The sequence below is a fragment of the Okeania hirsuta genome, assembly GCF_003838195.1.
Taxonomy (GTDB): domain Bacteria; phylum Cyanobacteriota; class Cyanobacteriia; order Cyanobacteriales; family Microcoleaceae; genus Okeania; species Okeania hirsuta.
In genome coordinates this window covers 18,136-39,030 of sequence record NZ_RCBY01000054.1, presented here as the reverse complement: position 1 = coordinate 39,030, position 20,895 = coordinate 18,136, and the positions used below count along the sequence as shown (strand labels likewise).

Annotated in this window: 17 protein-coding genes and 3 pseudogenes; 8 read left to right on the top strand and 12 right to left on the bottom strand. The window is 36.0% G+C overall.

The annotated features are described in order from the left end of the window. Positions 1-555, top strand: a 555-nt coding sequence (locus D5R40_RS35080; protein WP_205127637.1) for a hypothetical protein, incomplete at its 5' end; no start/stop codon positions are given. A 563-nt stretch (positions 556-1,118) separates the two neighbouring features. Here the strand turns inward: D5R40_RS35080 and D5R40_RS11720 are convergent. Further along, a complete protein-coding gene (locus D5R40_RS11720) occupies positions 1,119-1,688 on the bottom strand; it encodes a helix-turn-helix domain-containing protein (protein ID WP_192901142.1) in 570 nt (189 codons plus the stop codon). Between the two features lie 766 nt (positions 1,689-2,454). Between D5R40_RS11720 and D5R40_RS11710 the strand changes: the two genes are divergently transcribed. Next, positions 2,455-5,013, top strand: coding sequence for a glycogen/starch/alpha-glucan phosphorylase (locus tag D5R40_RS11710; protein WP_124154677.1), 2,559 nt, complete (start codon positions 2,455-2,457; stop codon positions 5,011-5,013). Between the two features lie 931 nt (positions 5,014-5,944). On the opposite strand, the gene D5R40_RS11705 is transcribed toward D5R40_RS11710, so the two are convergent. The 4 genes from D5R40_RS11705 to D5R40_RS11690 form a co-directional block, all read right to left on the bottom strand. Continuing rightward, complete coding sequence (locus tag D5R40_RS11705; RefSeq protein ID WP_124145574.1) at positions 5,945-6,148, bottom strand: hypothetical protein; 204 nt, start codon at positions 6,146-6,148, stop codon at positions 5,945-5,947. A 195-nt stretch (positions 6,149-6,343) separates the two neighbouring features. Continuing rightward, the gene (locus tag D5R40_RS11700; RefSeq protein WP_124145575.1) at positions 6,344-6,532 is read right to left on the bottom strand and encodes a hypothetical protein; all 189 of its coding nucleotides are present in this window, start codon (positions 6,530-6,532) and stop codon (positions 6,344-6,346) included. A gap of 890 nt (positions 6,533-7,422) precedes the next feature. Then, positions 7,423-7,638 carry a hypothetical protein gene (locus D5R40_RS11695; RefSeq protein ID WP_124154676.1) on the bottom strand — a complete coding sequence of 72 codons (216 nt, stop codon included), beginning with the start codon at positions 7,636-7,638 and terminating at the stop codon, positions 7,423-7,425. Between the two features lie 238 nt (positions 7,639-7,876). Then, complete coding sequence (locus D5R40_RS11690) at positions 7,877-9,562, bottom strand: transposase (RefSeq protein ID WP_192901143.1); 1,686 nt, start codon at positions 9,560-9,562, stop codon at positions 7,877-7,879. A gap of 907 nt (positions 9,563-10,469) precedes the next feature. Here D5R40_RS11690 and D5R40_RS11685 point away from each other — a divergent pair. The 4 genes from D5R40_RS11685 to D5R40_RS11670 all read left to right on the top strand — a co-directional run bounded on the left by D5R40_RS11685 (position 10,470) and on the right by D5R40_RS11670 (position 13,971). Then, positions 10,470-11,549, top strand: coding sequence for an HlyD family secretion protein (locus D5R40_RS11685; protein ID WP_124145577.1), 1,080 nt, complete (start codon positions 10,470-10,472; stop codon positions 11,547-11,549). Between the two features lie 651 nt (positions 11,550-12,200). Then, positions 12,201-12,569 carry a hypothetical protein gene (locus tag D5R40_RS11680; RefSeq protein WP_124145578.1) on the top strand — a complete coding sequence of 123 codons (369 nt, stop codon included), beginning with the start codon at positions 12,201-12,203 and terminating at the stop codon, positions 12,567-12,569. 359 nt (positions 12,570-12,928) lie between these two features. Next, positions 12,929-13,147, top strand: a complete 219-nt coding sequence (locus tag D5R40_RS11675; protein WP_124145579.1) for a family 1 glycosylhydrolase — start codon at positions 12,929-12,931, stop codon at positions 13,145-13,147. 257 nt (positions 13,148-13,404) lie between these two features. Next, positions 13,405-13,971, top strand: a complete 567-nt coding sequence (locus D5R40_RS11670) for a glycoside hydrolase family 1 protein (protein WP_275670395.1) — start codon at positions 13,405-13,407, stop codon at positions 13,969-13,971. A 307-nt stretch (positions 13,972-14,278) separates the two neighbouring features. Here D5R40_RS11670 and D5R40_RS11665 read toward each other — a convergent pair whose 3' ends face one another. The 7 genes and pseudogenes from D5R40_RS11665 to D5R40_RS39470 all read right to left on the bottom strand — a co-directional run. Beyond that, a complete protein-coding gene (locus D5R40_RS11665; protein ID WP_124145581.1) occupies positions 14,279-14,668 on the bottom strand; it encodes a nuclear transport factor 2 family protein in 390 nt (129 codons plus the stop codon). Positions 14,669-14,906: 238 nt separating this feature from the next. Then, a pseudogene (locus D5R40_RS39475) lies at positions 14,907-15,864 on the bottom strand (IS1634 family transposase); the annotation flags it as partial. Positions 15,865-15,971: 107 nt separating this feature from the next. Beyond that, positions 15,972-16,187, bottom strand: a pseudogene (locus D5R40_RS42565) (zinc ribbon domain-containing protein); the annotation flags it as partial. Between the two features lie 128 nt (positions 16,188-16,315). Further along, positions 16,316-16,543, bottom strand: coding sequence for a hypothetical protein (locus tag D5R40_RS11645; protein WP_124154675.1), 228 nt, complete (start codon positions 16,541-16,543; stop codon positions 16,316-16,318). Between the two features lie 272 nt (positions 16,544-16,815). Further along, positions 16,816-17,172 (bottom strand): type II toxin-antitoxin system PemK/MazF family toxin, encoded by a 357-nt coding sequence (locus D5R40_RS11640; protein WP_124144962.1) that lies wholly within the window; start codon positions 17,170-17,172, stop codon positions 16,816-16,818. After that, positions 17,166-17,420 (bottom strand): hypothetical protein, encoded by a 255-nt coding sequence (locus tag D5R40_RS11635; protein WP_124144963.1) that lies wholly within the window; start codon positions 17,418-17,420, stop codon positions 17,166-17,168. Before D5R40_RS11635 ends, D5R40_RS11640 begins: the two co-directional genes overlap by 7 nt. 371 nt (positions 17,421-17,791) lie before the next feature. Next, a pseudogene (locus tag D5R40_RS39470) lies at positions 17,792-17,962 on the bottom strand (transposase); the annotation flags it as partial. Positions 17,963-18,118: 156 nt separating this feature from the next. On the opposite strand from D5R40_RS39470, the gene D5R40_RS11625 reads away from it, so the two are divergent. Together D5R40_RS11625 and D5R40_RS11620 are read left to right on the top strand one after the other, a co-directional pair. Next, positions 18,119-19,570 (top strand): RNA-guided endonuclease InsQ/TnpB family protein, encoded by a 1,452-nt coding sequence (locus tag D5R40_RS11625; protein ID WP_240038952.1) that lies wholly within the window; start codon positions 18,119-18,121, stop codon positions 19,568-19,570. Positions 19,571-19,620: 50 nt separating this feature from the next. Continuing rightward, a complete protein-coding gene (locus D5R40_RS11620) occupies positions 19,621-20,355 on the top strand; it encodes a cytochrome c biogenesis protein CcdA (protein ID WP_124144964.1) in 735 nt (244 codons plus the stop codon). Positions 20,356-20,895 lie beyond the last annotated feature (540 nt).

Below are 20,895 nucleotides of genomic sequence, written 5' to 3'. Positions count from 1 at the left end.
CGGCAAAATCTGACAGATGAGGGGCGTAACAAGCTAAGTAAAAAATTTGAGGACGGCCATGAAAGATTAGGAAAACTATTGGGTTATGACTCAGGTAACTCCACAACCCATAGCGCTCCAGACCCTTGGTGGATTGCTGGAGATGACTTGTGCATAGTATTTGAAGACCACTCAGAAGGCAATACAGAAACTACCCTCGGGTCTGTCAAAGTTAGAGAGGCAGCATCGCACCCAAAATGGATTAGAGAAAATAAAGATACCTCTTTATCTCAATCCGCAGATATTATTCCAGTCCTCATTACACCTTGTGCAAAAATAGAACCTGATGCTAAACCTTATACAGCAGACGTATGTTACTGGAATTTAGAAGACTTCAAGAAGTGGGCAACTAATGCAGTATCTACAGTTAGAGAATTAAGGCGAAGCTTTCCAGGAGAAGAAAATCTTGACTGGCGTAAACGTGCTATTCAAGCTTACCAAGATGCAGGAATTGACCCCTCCTCTTTGCTAGAAAAATTACGGCAAAGTAAGTTGCGCGATTTACCCTCTGATTAAAATTGTAGGAGGTTTATTGTCCTAATTTATAGCAGTCGAAGCCAAGATTAGGACAACCCTAAATGCTGAAATTTATCAGAGATTACTTCTAACTTCTGACTGACGTTTAGGACTATACTTCGACTGCTATAGTACTATACTTTTAATTCTTAAAATAGCAGTTAATTATGCCTTATATTATTACCAGCTTAACTGCTGAATCTAACTACAAACTGCGTCTTATTTATTCTGGTGGTAGTTAGATTATTGTAAATTTTAAACCTATTATTAACCAAGGTGGAGCGTTTCCCCCTTTATCCGATCCAATTTTTTTTCACAAGTAAAATTAGGAGAGGGTGGTAGATATATTGAGTGGGATGGAGGAATAGATTTTTCTGAGTTAAGCTTTATGGTTTGAAGCACATCCTAATGATAATCCTTTAAACTTTTCTACCACTAAATATGCGTAGAATTAGTTACGCAAGATAATTCTATTTATTTAGAGACATCACAAAACATAACAGAAGACATCCACTGCTCATAAATTCTCTTTTCCCAGCTAACTATTTATCTAAATGACTATGTTATTTCTTTTTTCCTTTTATTTTTGACTTTTTTTGTTTTGGCTTTTTTTGTTTTGACTTTTTCTTTTTAAGTTTCGCTCTCTGCTCAGTCACCTCTGGTGGCGGACCATAATCTCCATTACTGAAATATACTCGCTCTACTATATGTTCTGGTTCTACTTCTATCCACAGACGCGCTCCTCCCGCTTGACTTTTATTGGGATCATGGGGTTGATAAACGATTTGGCAAGGTCCTTTTATTTTCAGGGCGTGGCAATAATCCTTTTTATCTCCCACTTTTACCGCAACTACTGGATAAGAAGTTCCATTGTCTCGGTTATAGTCAATAGTCTTTCGTAGAACATGAACAAAAGTATTGCCGGAGCGTCGATTCTTGTTCCAAGTACCTTCCGGACCACGACGACCTGGTTTAATTTCTGGCATTCCCCTAGAATTAAGGGGAATCATCCAAAGTCTTCCGACTTTACGAGCATCTCTAACACGACCTTGATTCAGTAGCTCCCGCAATCTACCAGTGGAGATATTGAGCAAAAAAGCAGCTTGTGTAGTAGTAGCAAAAGATTGAGTCATAAGTACAACGTTGGGGTTTTTAGATTTTAGATAAACGAAGACACGATCATTTTAACCTATACTAGGTTACCTTAACGAGTGACTATTTTCCAATTTTTAGTTCCGATATTATTGATAATGGCTAGTAATAATAAATTGTACTCCTTTATTCTCTAATATTAAATCGGTGATACTATCAATGCAATTCACTCCTAAACTATTTTAAAACTCATCAATTAAAAGGTAACAAAAAAATTCCACTAGAAGCAATTTTTGTATCTAATATTAATTATGTGCGCTACTGTCTAGTTCATTTAATATCATATTAATTTAAAGGTATTAACTATTCAGTTATTCTATTTTTGATTCTCTGTTTTCTTTTTTTTAATTTAAAACCGCTACAATATACTCTATATCTTTAAATTTATCTAAAATTTTATTTTTTCTTTAAAATTTACCACAATTAAAAATTTGTCAATAAATTAAATCAGAAAATCAATTAATTTTTTGGAAAAATTATTACATTATACTAAAATATTTTTGATTTAATATAAAAAGAAATTAAAATAACGAAACTTAATCTCTATGAAAGGTAATCAAATGGGTGTATTATTAAAACATAAAAAAACTACCAGATACAAGCTGAAGTAATCCTGATACTAAATGAAAAGTTAACTAAAAATATAGCTTTTCACCAGAATATGGGGACTGAACTAATTCTTAAAAAGCCCTGTAAATTTGCTTTGAATGTTGTCAATAAATCGTCAGATTACCAAATTATAGAATTATGCAAGAAGTACATCAAGAACAGAGTGCATCGTACACAGAAAAAGTAAAAATTCAAGTAGAAGACGATCGCACAGGAACTAGCCTCGATACCATCAAACGAGCGATCGCCGATAACTTATATTATTTACAGGGGAAAGATATAGAATTTGCTACCACCTATAATTATTATATGGCGTTAGCATATACAGTTCGCGACCGTTTGTTACACCGTTGGCTCAAAACCACAAAAACATACTTCCATCAAAACGTCAAAACAGTATACTATCTCTCAGCCGAATTTCTGATGGGTCGCCAACTAGCTAAAAACCTAGTCAATGTAGGTTGTTGGGAAGTTGCGCGTCAAGCTCTCGAAGAATCATGTCTTAAACTTGATGACTTAATCGAAAAAGAACCAGAACCCGGTTTAGGCAATGGTGGTTTAGGTCGTCTAGCTGCTTGTTTTCTAGACTCCCTCGCTACCCTAGAAATTCCCGCAGTAGGCTACGGCATTCGTTATGAATTTGGCATTTTCAAACAACAAATTCAAAATGGCTATCAAGTTGAACAGCCAGATAAATGGTTAAGTCTGGGCAACCCTTGGGAAATTCCTCGCCATGAAGACCAAGTACAAATAAAATTCGGTGGTTACACAGAAGCATACCCAGACAAACAAGGCAACTATCGGGTCAGATGGATACCCGAACTTACAGTCATTGGAATGCCCTACGATACTCTTGTGCCTGGGTACAATACCAACACAGTAAATACTCTACGCCTGTGGAGCGCTAAAGCAAGTAATGAATTTGACCTGCAAGTTTTTGACTCCGGTGACTATCACCGCGCCGTTGAAGACAAAACTTCCTCTGAAAATATTTCTAAAGTTCTCTATCCCAACGATAATATATTTCAAGGCAAAATGTTGCGCTTAGAGCAACAGTATTTCTTCATCAGTTGTTCCTTGCAAGATATCATTCGTACTCACTTGTCACGGAATCCCAATTTAGATAACTTTCACGAAAAAGCAGCCATTCAGCTCAATGATACTCACCCCTCTATAGGGGTCGCTGAATTAATGCGCCTGTTAGTAGATGAACATGATATGGAGTGGGAAAAAGCTTGGAATATTACTCAAAACACCTTTGGCTATACTAACCATACACTACTATCAGAAGCTCTAGAACGTTGGCCAGTCAGTATGTTCGCAACTCTGCTACCACGACATCTTGAAATTATTTACGAAATTAATTTCCGTTTCCTAGAAAAAGTTAAGAAACGTTATCCAGGAGATGATGGGCGGTTGGCACGGATGTCTCTGATCGAAGAATTTCCTGAAAAACGCGTGCGGATGGCTCATTTAGCCTGTACTGGCGCTCATGCTATCAATGGTGTGGCAGCATTGCATACTCAACTGTTGAAAACAGATGTTTTGAGAGATTTCTACGAATTTTGGCCTGATAAATTTACGAATAAAACTAATGGTATTACTCCTCGTCGTTGGTTATTAATTAGTAACCCGAAGTTGGCATTACTAATTACGGATAAAATTGGCAAAAATTGGATTAAAAATTTAGAGGAAATTAAGCAGCTTGAGAGGTTTATTGATGACCCTGAATTTCGTCATAATTGGAGTCAGATTAAACATGAAAATAAGCAAGATTTAGCTGCTTATATTCAGCAAAAAATAGGAATTGTAGTTAATCCTAACTCTCTGTTTGATATTCAGGTAAAACGACTCCATGAATATAAGCGTCAACTGTTGAATGTGCTGCATATTATTACCCTTTATAATCGAATTAAACAGAATCCAGATGTAGATATTTTGCACCGCACTTTCATTTTTGGCGCGAAGGCTGCACCAGGTTATTATATGGCAAAATTAATCATTAAATTAATTAATGCTGTAGGGGAAATAGTAAATAATGACCCAGATGTACGCGATCGCCTCAAGGTAGTTTTTATACCTAATTTCTCTGTATCTATCGGTCAGCGAATTTATCCTGCTGCCGACCTTTCTGAGCAAATTTCTACTGCTGGAAAGGAAGCTTCTGGTACTGGCAATATGAAATTTTCCCTAAATGGTGCTTTAACTATTGGTACTCTTGATGGGGCAAATATTGAGATTCGCGAAGCTGTTGGTGCTGAAAATTTCTTCCTATTTGGATTGAATGTTGAAGAGGCTAAAGCATTAAAATATCAAGGATATAATCCGGAGCAATACTATACTTATAACCAAGAATTACGGCAGGTTATTGACCGTATTGTTTCTGGTTATTTCTCACCTGGCAAACCACATTTATTCCATCCAATTGTAGAATCTTTACTAAGAAAAGATGAATATATGTTGTTTGCTGATTATCAGACTTATATTGATTGTCAGGAAAGAGTTAATCAGGCTTATCGTAACCCCGAATATTGGACTCGGATGTCGATTATTAACTCTATTAATATGGGTAAATTTTCAGCTGACCGTACTATTAATGAATATTGTCAGGAAATTTGGAATGTCGAACCTGTGAAAATTGATATGGAAGCATATAGTCAGGAAACAGCAGGTTTACAACGTTATTGTCAAATTTAACGTCTTCAATAGATATAACAAACCTAGATTGAAAACATAAGTGTCAGTATGGGTTTGTTATATCATGTCCGGTAGCATCGTTTGTGTATAAAATTACATCACAATGGGAAGAAAATCTTCTGCCTTCTGTCTTCCTTCTACCAAAGAATAAGTATTCAAGCGGAAATGATATTACATCATGTCCCCTCCACACACCTGATCAATGGTGCTTGATAAAATGAAATGACTATTGCGACATCCGCAACAGAAAGGGGAAGTAGATATTTTTCCTCCACACACCTGATCAATGGTGCTTGATAAAATGAAATGACTATTGCGACATCCGCAACAGAAAGGGGAAGTAGATATTTTTCCTCCACACACCTGATCAATGGTGCTTGATAAAATGAAATGACTATTGCGACATTCGCAACAGAGAGGGGAAGTAGATATTTTCTCTCCACACACCTGATCAATGGTGCTTAACGAAATGAAATGACTATTGCGACATTCGCAACAAAGAGAGGAAGTAGATATTTTTCCTCCACACACCTGATAATTTTGGTAAATGACTATTGCGATAGTAGATATTTTCCCTCCACACACCTGATAATTTTGGTTGATGCTTGAGAAAATGAAATGTGCGATATTCGCAATCAAGAGGGGAAGTAGGTATAGCAGTTGCCAAGCAGCTTACAGCACTTTTAAAGATAGTGAGGTACAGTTATAAGACTATTTATTCCTGTATTTCCTGTTGCCTGTTCCCAGATCCGGTGTTCCCTAGAGCAATAAAACTTTGTACCTCTTTTCTTTGAAAATCTGTTCAACTATTTAGTCTAAATTCCAGTACTCAGAATTCAATTGTTATAAAAAAGCACCTATAAAACTATAGGTGCTAAATTTAATTCAACTATAAATTCAACTTAAAAAGTTGTAATTATATAGCCAATTTTTAGTAGCAATCGTAACGTCTATAGCTGTAACGTACAGGACGACTATAGCGATAACTATGGTAGTGATAACTCACAGGGCGACGAGAATAACGTCGAAAACGACCATAATCGTAACAATCATCGAAATGATGACCACCATTAATAGTGGCAGATTCTTCGGTAGAAAGCTCAGAAAATAATTCAGTGTTTTGAGTTTCTTGCATAAGATTATCCTCTTGATTAATTGTGTTTACAAGATGGTTAAAAATTATCGATATTTATTTAACTATCTTGCTATTTCTAATGTATTTTTCCTTGGTGAATTCCAGAATCCGGAGAATTTTTTTTGATTAGCGATTCTTTAGAGGTTGCTAAAAAGCTCTTTAAAAGTGCTTTGGAATTCAACTAATAAGTTTAAATTAGTAGCAGTTAGACCTATAGCCATAGTAGCGACGACGGGAGTAGTAACGTACAGGGTGACTACGGTAATAACTACGATAGCCATAACTATAATACCGACGACCATAATAGCCATGACCACCATTAATAGTGGCAGACTCTTCTGAAGAAATTTCAGTAAAGAGTTGATTATTTTTTGTTTCTTGCATGAAGATTTTCCTCAAGTTTGATGAGATTAGTAATGTGTAATAATCCCTATATATAGTAGGAATTATATTTAAGTATTCTTCATAAGTGGGTAAAATCCGGATAACTATTTATATTGTGGTGATTTCACATCAAAAATCACTAAGCAAATATTAAAAATGCTATATAGAGGCCATTTGGTATCTTTGTAAAGGTACGAATTTTTGGCAAAGGACTCAGGTAGGGGAGCCATCGGTAGGACGACGTACAGAAGTCAGGATATCGAGAAATAGAATAGGGGAAAAAGGTGAAAATCCCCCCCATATTTACCATCTCTCTATCTCCCTATATTTAAGTACATGAATAGACATTTCCAATAATCAAAAATCAAATCAATTATTGCACTATACACATCAATTATTTACTCCTAATTCCTCTTTTCTAGAGATACCTAATACCATTTATCAAAAACTTTTCTACATTTTCTTGAGCCGGGGGTAGGAGAGTAGGAGCAAACGGCCGTTTGCCCCTACAAGACCTTGTCTGTAAGGTCTGTACAGGGAGGGAACCCACCCCTCGCCCCTCCCCCTCCCAGGAGGGGAAGTAAAGATAATAATTATTAACATTAACTGAGCTACTAATTAGCAAAAAAGTTATTCAACCTGTGTTAATTACTTGATAACTGAAGTGCTACCTAAGCATAGCATTAATCCATGGGAATTTGTATAAGATCTCCCATCAGGGTTATATATATTTAAAATTGCAATGGAGGTATTGGAGATAAATATTTTTTTGTAGCACAATAATCAGCACTATATAATAGTACTTCACTACTAGATCGCTACTATATCGCTACTATAAAATTACAATTAATTGTGCTTTAATCAATAGAAGTATAAACACAAAAAATACTTTAGTAGTAGCCTTTTATATTCCCTTTATAGTAATTAGAATTATAAGGTTGGTAGTCAGAATAATAGCGGTTATCACCATAATAACTGCGAGGACAAAGTTGAAAACCTAAAAAATTACGGCGATTTTGATAATTTTCATTGTAACCACCATTTATGTAGGTAGATTCTTTAGGATTAAGTTTTGTAAAAAGTTGCTTTTTTTGAAGTTCTTGCATAATTAACTTCCTCATGGTTAATAATTTTAATTATAGGACTTACGCACCTGCAACCTAATTTTCGTCCGAAGCAATCCACAGGGTTTGCGCAGCAGTCCGGAACGGAAAGCCATCTCAAATCCTAGTTCTTCGTACCTCATGCGTAAGTCCTGAATTAAATAGTAGTAATCTTTAGCTGAGTTCTTGAATTTATGAAGGAATTGTAGTATCCATTCAATATAATGGGGTAGGCAATGATTTATAGCTGCCAAGACCAACCAAAAGAAATCACAGAAGAGCGATCGTAAATAATAGTTGCCAGAGGGGGAATATTCCTAGTCTGGGTAATGCGATCGCGTACATATTCAAAAAAGCTCAATCCCAGTTTACGAGTAGTAGCAACCAGGGACATAAAAGTATCCCAAGATGCAGTCCCCTCAGCCGTCTGAGTTCCATAACTGATATTGCGTCGTTGAACCATCGTCCTAGCAGCTAACTCTGCCGGGTTATTATGCAATGGTAATTCCGGATGGTCTAACACCAGCAACAATTCCCAAATTTTGGCCGCAGTTAATTGTTTTCGTTCATCCAACTGCTGATCACCACTCTCAGTAGTGAAAAGTCGAGAAAATTCAGAGCGTAATCTGTTAGCAGTTGAAAGTGTAGGAGCATCTCTATAAGCCAGTAAATCTCCATAGTAATCCCAAAAATCATCCAAGAATTGCTCTAGGAGTTTTTGATGATCATCAACTAGGGGAGTTAACTTTTTATAATGTCGTCCCTCATGTACCCAACACAAAGCCAAATTCTCTGTTAGTAACTTGAATTGAGGTGCATCATCACTTACGAGAGTTTGTATGACTGGCCAGTCAGTTTGGTGATGGTAAAAAGCGATTGCTGCTGCTTCTAAAATACGTTTACGTTGGAGATCTCCTAATAATGGTAAATACCTATCTAGTAGCTCATTAAACTCTGTGGAATTCAATACAGTTTCTTGGGGCAACAATTCGAGAAACTTCTTCCATTTATCTGGTAATTGCAAGGTCTCCAACAGTGAAAAAGTCAGGGGATTGAGTCGGAACTCTAGTTCTCGTCCGTCCAGTAAACCTTGAAGCACACTTAATCTATCTTTGTTGGCAGTGGTAAAGTAAACCGTATAAAGAGGGTTACACACTACATTCGTGGTATAGTTTACTCCTCCCACTCTGGCTCCCGTTTGGTCAAAGTGCTGCCATGGACTACTTTGGAGTCCTGCTTCATAGATTTCGCTTTTTTCTCTCTCAAAAAAAGCCTGGTTTTTGATTAATAAATTAGACAAATGCCCTGCTGAAATGGAGATGCCCATATCCTCTAAAAACTCTAACAGTTTGCCTTGGGTCATATTTCCCCCATAGTACAAACTAATGATTAAGGTTTTAATTCCTGGACCAAATTCTCCTTCGTAACCTTGTGGTAATTCTGCCAAAAAAGTTTTTTGGTTTTGAGGTGAGTAGTATTTTTCCTTGGGAAACAATACGTTATCTGTTTTTAGTAAAATGTCTTGAACAATTACTTCTTCGTAACCTTTAAACTCTGCATCTGCTGGTAGCTCTTCCGTAGAATAGAATACTATTTCTTCTCGGTCTACTTTTATTGTCTCCTTTTTACTGGTTTTACTATGTTCTCTTGGAGTTTTTCGTTCTTTCTCTGACGAGTGGTTTTTCTGAGATTCTCTCTTTTTGCTAGCTTTGATGTCTGGTTTGCCAAGTTCACCTTTGAGACGGTTGTTTTCGTCCCGCAGCTTTTGGTTTTGTTCTTCTAATTGTATAACTTTTGAGTTGAGTTGTTCTACCAGATTCAGTAATAGTTCTACTGTTTGACGCACTCCTTCATCTGCAATCAAACCTGGGTCAATTGATTGCAGTAATGTGGCCACTAATTTCTCTGATGATAGTTTTTGCGTCATGGGTCATATTCTACAACACTAGCTCTACTTTTTCTCTTTATTACCCCAATTTACTGAGCGGATACGAATTGTACTTGATAATTCCAAAATAATCTGCAGTGTCCGGAGTTTTGTATACTTCGACGATCGGGTTATATCATGTCCGGATAATTAGTGATGAAAAAACTTTCTCCTTTTTTTCCTTCTTCTTCCCTCTTTTTTTCTCCTGACTCCTGACTTCCCCTCCTGGGAGGGGTTAGGGGTGGGTTGACTCCTGAGGACTCCGTCGTTTATTTATAACTGTTCAACCGGACATGATATTATTGTTAATTGTTGACTTTAATCCTAATTTCTTCAAGTTTTCATTCTATCCGGATTAAGTTGAAACAAATCTGCAAAAATTATTAGAGTATAAATTAAATACAGCAGTTATCAATAATTTGTCATACCAAATTCAAAAAACAATACTATCTACATTATATTGTAGAGGGTTCGTATACAACACTCTTACCGCTCATTACTCTAAGTTGATATAGCAACTCTCTAAATAATTTGTAAGAAATTAGTAAAATAACTATTATCCCTAGACTTCCCTTGCGTATTAGGTATGTAGGTGGTGCGGTCATTTCAGTTATCAGGCACGCCTCCTCCGGAGGAACTGCGGACTTCAGTACCTCTGCAATCAGGAGGCTACGAAAATACGGAATTTTCTTTTCTCTTGGTCTCATGGATATGGCGAAGAGACCTGTTCTTACAGACCCGCTCCGAAGATCGCCATCCCACCCTACGGGAAGCTCCGAAGATCGACTGCTTTTTATCCTCTTAAAAGAGGAGGCGTAACTACCCAAATTTTTCGGTAAGCTTTTTCACCTAAAACCTACCACCTAAAACCTACCACCTTCTTCAATTTAATAAGTGAATATCAATTATGTTAAATAATTCTGATTATGTAGAACTACAACCTCTAGAAAGTGATGAATTTCTCCCTCCTCTAAGTCCTTGGAGCAAAATAGGAGGAATGTTTTTAGTAGGAACATTTGGTGTCGCTATTGCTCTAATGAGTGTAGTAAAGTACAACCCTACTGTAAGAACTGAAGCAATTGCTCGACCAACAGGAGACGTAAGAATTGTTCAGGCACTTACAGAAGGTAAAGTTGAAAGTGTAGAAGTAAGTGAAAATCAAACTGTTGAGATGGGAGAGACCATCGCACGCATAGATGAATCTGCACTTAATCGCCAAAAAAATCAACTACAGGAAAAAATAAAACAGTGTGAGGTAGAACTAGAACAGATAAATCAACAAATTTCTGCTGTAGAAGTTCAAATTTTAGCTACCGCGAAACCTCAGACTTTTCAGAAATCTAGATCGAGTACAACAGCAAACAATAAAATAGATAATGCATCTGTTGAATCAGCCATTTTAGATTTATCTCAATCTTTACCTACAGTTGCGCAACAATTTGCTAAGGATCGACGAGACCTAATTGTGAAGCGGACAAAATTAATTAAAGATTTGACTGCAGGTACCAGAGAACTAGAAAAAGTAGATATTAAACTTGATAATAGTGTAATTCGAGTCCCTGTAGATGGTACTATCTTTAAACTATCTTTGCGTAATCCTGGGCAAACTGTAAAGTCAGGAGCAGCGATCGCTCAGATTGTTCCTAGTAATGCACCTTTAGTATTTAAAGGCAGAGTAACAGCAGCAGATATTGCTAGGGTAAAAGTCGGCCTACCTGTGCAAATGAGGATTTCAGCGTATCCTTTTCCGGACTATGGTATTCTCAAAGGAACTGTCAATTCAATTTCTCCAGATGCTATCACCTCAGAAGCACTTCGTGAAGCTTATTATGAAGTGACTATAGAACCTGAAAAACCTTACTTAGTTAGGAGCGGTCGTCAATATCTAATCCAACCAGGAATGGAAGGTCGAGCTGATATAATTTCTTCCCAAGAAACCGTGTTAACTTTTGTTCTCAGAAAGATTAGGCTATTAAGTGATTTTTAAGTTTTTATTTCCTTTGTGTTGGGCAGAGGAGGATGAGGAGTCAAAAATATTACTAGCGAATAATCTGAAAAAATTTGGTATAATTAATATCAATTTTTCTAATAATTTTATAGATTAATTGCTAAGATACTATTTTACACCTTTTCCTACTTTTTTCCATAAAGAATTGTTGAAAATACCTCTCTAACACCTACTATTTTTTTACATTTATGTTTATGTTTGAAAAATTTATCAGTAAAGTTCAGAAGTAACTTGACAAATATTTTTTTATCTGGATTGAAATTTAAACTCTTTACTATAATTAGTATCTCCGATTCCTGAAATAATCATTAGGTATAGTACACACTAAAGTTGCAACTTCAACAGTTGTTTTTGTTGAATATTTTAAGTTTAATTTAATGTTTTTACTGAAGAAAGTAATAAGTGACTAATTTATCTAAAAAAATATACTTTTTTTGACGAAAAATAGTATTTGTAAAGAACTATCAGCATTTGTGCTTAGATTGTTTTTTTACATTAAAATTAAAATAAATTTAGTAGTTATACTGAAGTATTATTTCTACATTTAGAAAAAGTTTTCCTAGCATTTTCAATAATTAGATAGTACAATAAAGGATATAAACCCTACACAACAATAAAAGAAAATTGATAATGAAGACAATCATTACTATCTTAGGTATTGGTGCAATCTTGCTATCTTATACTCCTACTACTAGAGCACAATCAAATAATCCTCAAATTGGAGAAACAACTCTTTCTGGAGACTCTCTGAAGACAGTAGAAGGCAGATCCATTAATAAAGATAATTACAGCACATATACTGATGACCCAAAATCTAGTAGCTCTCCTACAAATGGAATTAAACCTTATGAACTGCGTCGTCAACAACAAAACGTAGAAGTGATACCAGGAGTCTCGATTCCTGTAAACTCAGATCTGCCTAAATCAGAAAATCCTCTAGAAAATACCCTAGAAGGGGATAAACGAGAAGAAGGATTCAAACTAAAATTAGGAATTTAGAAATAATTGATTTATTCAACTTTTTGGGAATACTTTGCAAATTATAGATTCAAATGGAAATAACGGATGGGGAACTGAGAAAATCAGTTCCTCATTTTTGATCGAGGTTTTCTTGAGCGGGAGAGATGGGGAGATGGGGAGATGGGGAGATGGGGAGATGAAGGAGTAGTAAACATAATGTCCTTGTGATCAGCTAAAAATCATTTAGATTCTACAGCATATTTCGGGCAAATGAGGTACAGGGTAAATGATGAAAATATTGTAGTGCGGGCATCTTGTCCGCTTCGGGGTGTACCTCATAACAACAGAAAGCGCTGTATATTCCCTGTTCCCTGTTTCCTTTGAAAAAAATTGAATATATGAATAGTTATAAATTTCCAGACGATTTTATGTGGGGAGTAGCTACCGCTTCCTATCAAATAGAAGGTGCCGCCACAGAAGCAGGTCGCAAACCTAGCGTCTGGGATACCTTTAGCCAAACTCCAGGAAAAGTGTTACATGGCGATACAGGTGCAATAGCTTGCGACCACTATCATCGTTACGAAACAGATATTAGACTTGTCGCTTTAATTCCTTAAAAAAATCCCAAAAACCTTGTTCTGTAAGAATTGTAGCTATGGGATAGCAAAAATGCTGGGAATTATTGCTCTGTCTAGGTTAGAGTGATTTTTTTCCCTTATTTAGCGACAACTCTATTAGACTTGTCGCTTTAATTCCTTAAAAAAATCCCAAAAACCTTGTTCTGTAAGGATTGTAGCTATTGGCTGTAAACATGCTGGGAATTATTGCTCTGTCTAGGTTAGAGTGATTTTTTCCTTTATTTAGCGACAACTCTATTAAACTAATGGCGCAACTTGGTGTCAAACATTATCGCTTTAGTATTGCTTGGCCACGCATTATTCCTGATGGTCGGGGTATAGTCAATGAAGCAGGGATAGATTTTTATCGCCGTTTAGTAGACTGTCTGCATCAACACAATATTACTCCCCATGCAACTCTATTTCATTGGGATAGTCCTCAAACCTTGGAAGACTTATATCGGTCTTGGCGTAGTCGGGAAATGGCAAAAGATTTTGCAGACTATGTAACTGCTGTGCTAAGTCGGTTGGGCGATCGCATCACTAACTGGATAACTATCAATGAAATTACTTGTTTTACGCATCTCGGTTATGCCGTCAATTCTGACCTTTCCCACGCTCCAGGTACTCTGGTTAATACCAATAAAGAAGTCTGGCAAACTTCCCATCATGCTTTACTGGCCTACGGGTTGGCTATTCAAGCTATTCGTGCGGCCTCCCCCACACCTTGTTTGATTTGTTTAGTTGATAATATTTCTGTAACTGTTCCCATTTCTGAAACACCAGAAAATATTAAAGCTGCTCAACAAGCATTTCACCTTTAAGGAAGAAAAATTTTTTGATAAGACAGGTTGGTATTTGAAAGAAGGTAAAAAACAAAAGGCATAATAGATAAAGATGAAAATCCTAATTTACCAACACCTCTTTATTTGGGGTTGGTGATTAGGTAATGCCATTAAATATTTATGAACGGTACAAGTATAGTTTTTTTCATAGATATTTGAGACAAAAGCATTACGCATTCACCAATGCCCTTTATTTATACTTACCTACTTACCACTAAATTTGTGAAGGGGAAAAATCAAAAATTTTTCTTGTCACTTAAATAACTACCTAAAACCTAACACCTTCTTACTCACCTTTGATTTGAGCCATCATTGCTGCATCATCCCAATAAGAAGATACTTGTTTAATTTTGCCATTTTCATTAATTTCAAATATACTAATTCCCTCTGCAACTCCCTGATTACCATTTTTTCCCACTCCTTGCATCGTCCATTTAACTGCTGCTCCATTATCTACAATAAATATATTGTTTGGTGTCAATTCTAGTTGAGCAAAAATCATTGATAATAGCCCAAAGAATTTCTGATAATCTGACTGTACATTGCTAGGTGGTTTACCCACAGGGTCATAGATAACACCGTCTTCAGCAAAGTTTTCTACCCATGCTTCGGCATTCATCGCTGCCATATTTGTAAAATAAGAATTGACTAATGTTTCGATAGTTTCTTTTGTCATTTTCGAGTTTTCTTTTAATCGGGGTTTTTCATCTAAATCATATTTATGATACCAAGTTGAGATAATTAGTTACAATCAATTTTTTTTCATGGCCAGATAAGCTGATTCAGAATATAATCCTAAATTCGGTTTATAGAGCATCCTTTTATGTAGACAGGGTTTAGGGGAAATGAGGTGAGGGTTGAATCTTACATCCTATAAAATATCTTTAATAACCAGATTTTGTCTAATTTATGATATTTAATTTCAATTTTAACTTCTGGATATCACTTTTTTTCCGGGATTCACTTTCTACAATTAACCACCTTTGTTTGACACCCGCATAAGTTACATTTTGCTCCAACCATTTATATCCTTTTTCTTGAATAATCCTGGTTATTTCTTGAATTTATGGATCTGTTTCCGGGGGGATTGTTACTTCTTCAAGGTCTAATTCAATTACTTCTTTGGCTTTTTTTAAAGTCATTGGGACTCGAGTTATCCATTTTCAATTTGAGATTAATTGGATATTATTTTGGCTATATAAAGCACTATCACAGACTATAATACTATCTAGTTTTATTTGTTTTTTCACCCAGGCTAAAATTTGACCAAATACTGCTTGATCTGATTCATTACCATCAGCAGTTCTCATAAATAATGGTATTCCGCTATGGCCACTCACAATGTATACTAGTATACATTGTTTCAAATCTGGTCGATGGTCGCGGGAATATCCCTTTGTCATTAATATTGGTATTTTTTGATGATTTTCAGTAGTTTCAATATGCTCATATTCTCCATGAAGATGAAACGATGTTGAATCTAAGTGAGTATATTTAGTCTCAATGTTAAACTTTTTGATAACTAATAATCCTATTTCTATAAATAAATTTGTTAATCCTAATTGATAGATATCATCCATAACTCTACCGAGAGTATCATCGTTTAAATATTCACATTTTATACCTGTACCTAATAATTTTTCTACCGCCTTGTCTTCAAAGAACTGACGCTCACAAATATCAAGGACGTGATACCATTCCTAATCCATTGAGAATCAAAGCTTTTATTACTTGCCCTGAAGTAATTTTTTCTCGATTATCTACTCCTAATTTTTGGTTAATTATTTCCACTATTCCTATCTCATCAATTAGTCCTGCAACTATTCCTAAGTGGTCTACATTTTTAACTGTTATTTCTTCTATTAAAGACATTTTTTTTATACTAAATAATAACGCAATCATTAGCTTTATGATCTGACTTGCAGTTAGTAAACGCCATAAGTAATTCTACTCAATTCAATATCAAGGTTTTCTGTAACCTATCGTAATTCAAATTGAAGTGCGGAATGTGGGTTAAAATCTCTGTCAGCTTGTTTGCAAAGCATTACGTAGGAAAAACCACATTCACTACATTCATCAGTTCTCAAGTGTAACGGCATTTTCTGTTGATGCCCACAGTTTGAAAATATTTGAGAACTTGGATAAAATCTATCAGCTATAATTAATTCACTGCCGCCGTACCACTGACATTTATATATAGAACCCCTAAACGGATCTATTTAAAAATAGAGAAGGAGATGGGGAGATGGGGAGATGGGGAGATGAGAGTATTTTTCTACCTGCAAGGGAAGCTACCAGGTTTGCTATTGGGCGACGCGGGGTCTCATCCGCTTTTTCCCCATTCTCGTTCCTGAATTTCCACAACTTCCTCAGGCTGAGGACGGAAGCCAAAAGCACATACCGCGTCCAAAGATACGCTCAGGGGTTCTATAAGCTGACGCTTAAATTCATAAAATCCACAATCAGCAATAGCACTTGCTAATTTGTGATCTCTTGGTGCGCGTTCCCTTGCGACTATAGTCGTCGCGGGGTCGCACCGCTTTTTGAGCATTCCACTAAAACCTTTTTTTTGAGGATATAATATATAGAAAAATAGTCGAGATTTAACTTTCCTGGGGAGCAAGATTCTAAATTGCGATCATGGAAGAGCAGCGTCATCTTTGATTCGCTGTATAGAGGATGTCACGTACTATAATATTGTGTAGTGGAGACTAAGCTTTCTTTTTAGAAAGATATAGTAAAAATTCAAATTTTTTGATGCAAATAATTGATTCTAGAACTAGAAAGTTAAGGTGAGGAGCAAAAGAGGCAAAAATCTTATCGTTATTCCATTTCTGTTGGTTTAAGTAATAGTTCCACTCCCTCTAATATTTTTTCTACTCTCTCCGGTGAAAGAGTACCTATTTTATCTGTCAATTTTGCTTTTTCTACTGTGAAAATCTGGGATATATTCACAACTATTTTATCTGGTAAATTTGCCTCACCCACTGCCAAAACAATATTGCCAGGAACAGCAGCAAGCTTGAGATTAGAACTTAAACTACAAACAACCACAGTCTTAATCAAACTAAAATTAAAAACATTGTTCTGAATTACAACATGAGGATGTCTGTAAGTAGCTTGAGAACCGGATGGTTCATCTAATTCAATCCAGAATATATCACCTTGATTAATTAGCACTCGTCCTCTATTATACTCCTATGATGTCCACTAATACTACTTATTGATGTTGATACTTCTGTATCAGAAACATCCTCATAAGCAGCATTTATTTTTTCTAGCAATAGTCGATTTTGATGCCGACGAATAAACTCTTCTAGAGCGATCGCTATTAAACGACTTCTAGATATTTTCATTTCTGCTGCTAGTGCTTCAGCTTGTTCAAACAGATACTCTTGTAATGAAATTGCAGTTTTGACAGTGGCCATATAATTATAATTTAACTTTTATGTTAGTATAATCATAGGTTATATTGCTGTCAATACTTATTCAAAAAGGTCTCACCTCTTGAATTTATTGAGACATTTAACTCCTCCTGATACTGAAACTCAAAATCATCCTAGTATTCTAGATTTAATTTGGAGTTAATTTGTTTCAAATAATTCCAGAGAAAATCTTAAATTCGGGAAAAATCTAAAATCTAACAATGAAAAATGCAGAGGCCAGAAGGAAAAATTGCTTGGGGTTTGAATCTTAATCCAGCTTGATTCGGCAAGGGGTCTCCCATTATAGTGACAGCTTAACGGTGAGGGGAATTGCCGACAGTAAATTAAACTGGTGTCGATTGATGTTCGACATATTACTTTAATTGCTCAATAGTTACACGACCGCAACTAGCAATAAAATAGGAACCATTCTACAGTACAGGTTTCCGATAAAATCTTGCCAGGTAATCAGCAAAGTCTCTCCTGATCAAACTGCTAGAAACAGTTTTGAGATTAGCTATAAATTTACTCAATTGAATTTTTGGGTTGCGGTAAGTGTAATATAAAAATTATGATAATTACCGAAAAATTGTGGGTATGCGCCTCCCCTTTTAAGGGGATAAAAAAGAGCATATTCGCTAAGGTCAAGCCTCCTTATTGCAGAGGTACTGATAACTGATAACTGATGACTGATAACTGAAATGACTCATTGCTATAAAATCAACCCCACTGCTGAACAGTCAGCCAAAATTGATTATTGGTTGGAACACCTGCGAAGGCATTGGAATTACGCCCTAGGTCAAAGGCTAGACTGGTTGAATAGAACCAGATTTCAAATTGACCGTTGTTCGATAGTGTCATGTCCTATTGGTGAGATTCCTCAGCTACCAGATTATTATTTTCAGCAATCAGCACTTAAACAGATAAAAAAGTTGTTTCCAGATTATCAGGAAATCTATTCTGAAGTCCAGCAAATTAACTTGCAAAGACTAGATAAAGGTTGGAAACGTTGGTTAATATCTGAAAAGAAAGGTAAAAGTGGAGGGCGACCTAGATTCAAAAAATCAGGTAAGTTAAGGTCATTTTGTTTCAGTAGAGTCAATCATCCTAGAGCAGTAGTTAAGTTTGATAGCAAGCAAATCATTATTAGTAAGTTTGGTACTATTCCTGTAATAGTTCATAGACCTATACCAGATGGGTTTGTTATCAAAACTGCAACTATAACCAAAAAAGCTGACGGCTATTATGTGAGTTTTAGCTGGGAAGATAACCCTCCCCTAACCCTTCCAGGGAGGGGAACTGAAGGGGTGGGTTTAATTCCTACAGATAATATTAAGACTGCTATAGGTATTGATGTAGGCTTAAAAAAAATCTTAACTACTAATACTGATGAGACTGTTTCTGTGCCTAATTTATATAGAAAAGTAGAATCTAATTTAGGTAGAAAACAGCGTAAAGTACCCAGAAAACAAAACGGGTCTAATAACTGGAAAAAGGCACAGAATAGAATAGCTAGATTATATCAAAAAATTGCTAGACAAAGAGAAGATTTTCACTACAAAACAGCTTATAAGTTAGTTAAACAATATGACTTAATTGCCGTTGAAGACCTTAATCTTAAAGGTTTAGCTAAAAATACTAAACTATCAAAATCGATTTATGATGTTGCCTGGGGAACTTTTATTGAAAAACTGAATGCAGTAGCGGTAAAACGCGGTGTTCATGTTGTTAAAGTTAGCCCTCATAACACATCGATTAATTGCAGTAATTGTGGTCAAAAAGTACCTAAGACTTTATCAGTTAGAACTCATTCTTGTTATAAATGTGGAACGGTACTAGACAGAGACGAGAATGCAGCAATTAACATATTGGATAAAGCTTTAAGCGAGATGGGTATCATCTTGCCTGCTTGTGGAGGCGTAAGACGTTTGTCAGCCTGTGTTCGCCTAGCGTTACGCCAGCAAAGCAAAAAACTTCTAAAACTTGGGTTCAATTATCTTTGCTTGCGAGCTTCCCGTTATAATCTCCGATTTAACGGGAGAGAACTTCACTTGCAGGAAGTGGAAAATATCCAGTATTCCAGCCTTCATGGCAAAAAGGCAAGAAATTCTATGTGTCTAATCACAGAACCTTCAGTTTCTGCCATCCTATAACTTCTGCCACTGAAGTAAATATTTTATTTCTACTAAATTTAATCATAACTATGGAAACCTTTCTGACTTTACTTTACCAAACTACTCAATATGCAAATACCATAGTGAAGACTCAGCTCATACATCTAAGTTGGGTCAGTTTGATCATTATATTTGTAGCTGGTTTACTTACCAGTTTGACACCCTGTATGCTTTCGATGTTACCAATAACTATTGGCTACATTGGCGGATATGAAGCTAAAAGTCGTCTCCAAGCTGCTGTTCAATCTACTTGGTTTTCTTTAGGATTAGCCACAACTCTTGCTGGTTTGGGAATTCTAGCATCATTACTGGGAAAAGTATATGGTCAAGTAGGTATAGGATTGCCAATTATTGTTAGTATAGTTGCTATTTTAATGGGTCTGAATTTACTAGAAGCATTGCCATTACCTATGCCTTCTTTTGACAGTATGGGATGGATTTCTCAAGATTTACCCAAAGGAATACGTTCATATTTATTAGGTTTAACATTTGGTTTGGTCGCATCTCCCTGCAGCACTCCCGTATTAGCAACATTATTAGCTTGGGTTTCTACAACTGGAGATTTGGTTTTAGGAGGAATTTTATTGTTATTTTATGCCCTTGGTTATGTAACTCCTTTGATATTAGCAGGTACTTTTATAGCTAATATTAAAAAATTTTTAGAACTGCGAAAATGGTCTAGTTGGATTACACCTGCTAGTGGTATTTTATTAGTTGGTTTTGGTGTATTTTCACTGTTATTTAGAATAGTACCAGTTACTTAAAGAAGCAGTCAGCGGTCAGCAATCAGCAATCAGCAGATTTTTTTTGAGACCCCCTTGTTTGTGGAGTATTCCGGAATGGAAAGGAGATTTCAAATCCTCCGAGGGCCATCCGGCTGATAAGAAGCTGGGGATTTTTACCCGGAGCTGCTAAAAGCTGTTAACGCAGTTTCTCCTACCGAGGCTAGCTGATAGCTAGTTAAAAAAAGTAGTCTGATAGATAGTAGTAATTTATGGTTGAGGCGACGAATAAAAAACAGTCAAAATAGGTGAAAAATATGCTCAAAAGTTTATACAGTAATGGTTTTACCTTGAAAAACTATTTTTTAGATATATCTAGTAGCGTGTCTAGCTTTAAAATGTGGGTAAAGCAATTGCGGCAGAAGGCAGTAAATTCAATATTATCGGCCTGTATTTACCCACAATTTTAGTCTGGACGAGCTACTAGGTTTTCCTCGGTCATCCTACACAAACAGCTATTTTTACCTTTTTCAGGTATTTCCCTTGCTAATACTGGATTTAAAGCCATTTTCGGTATCAAAA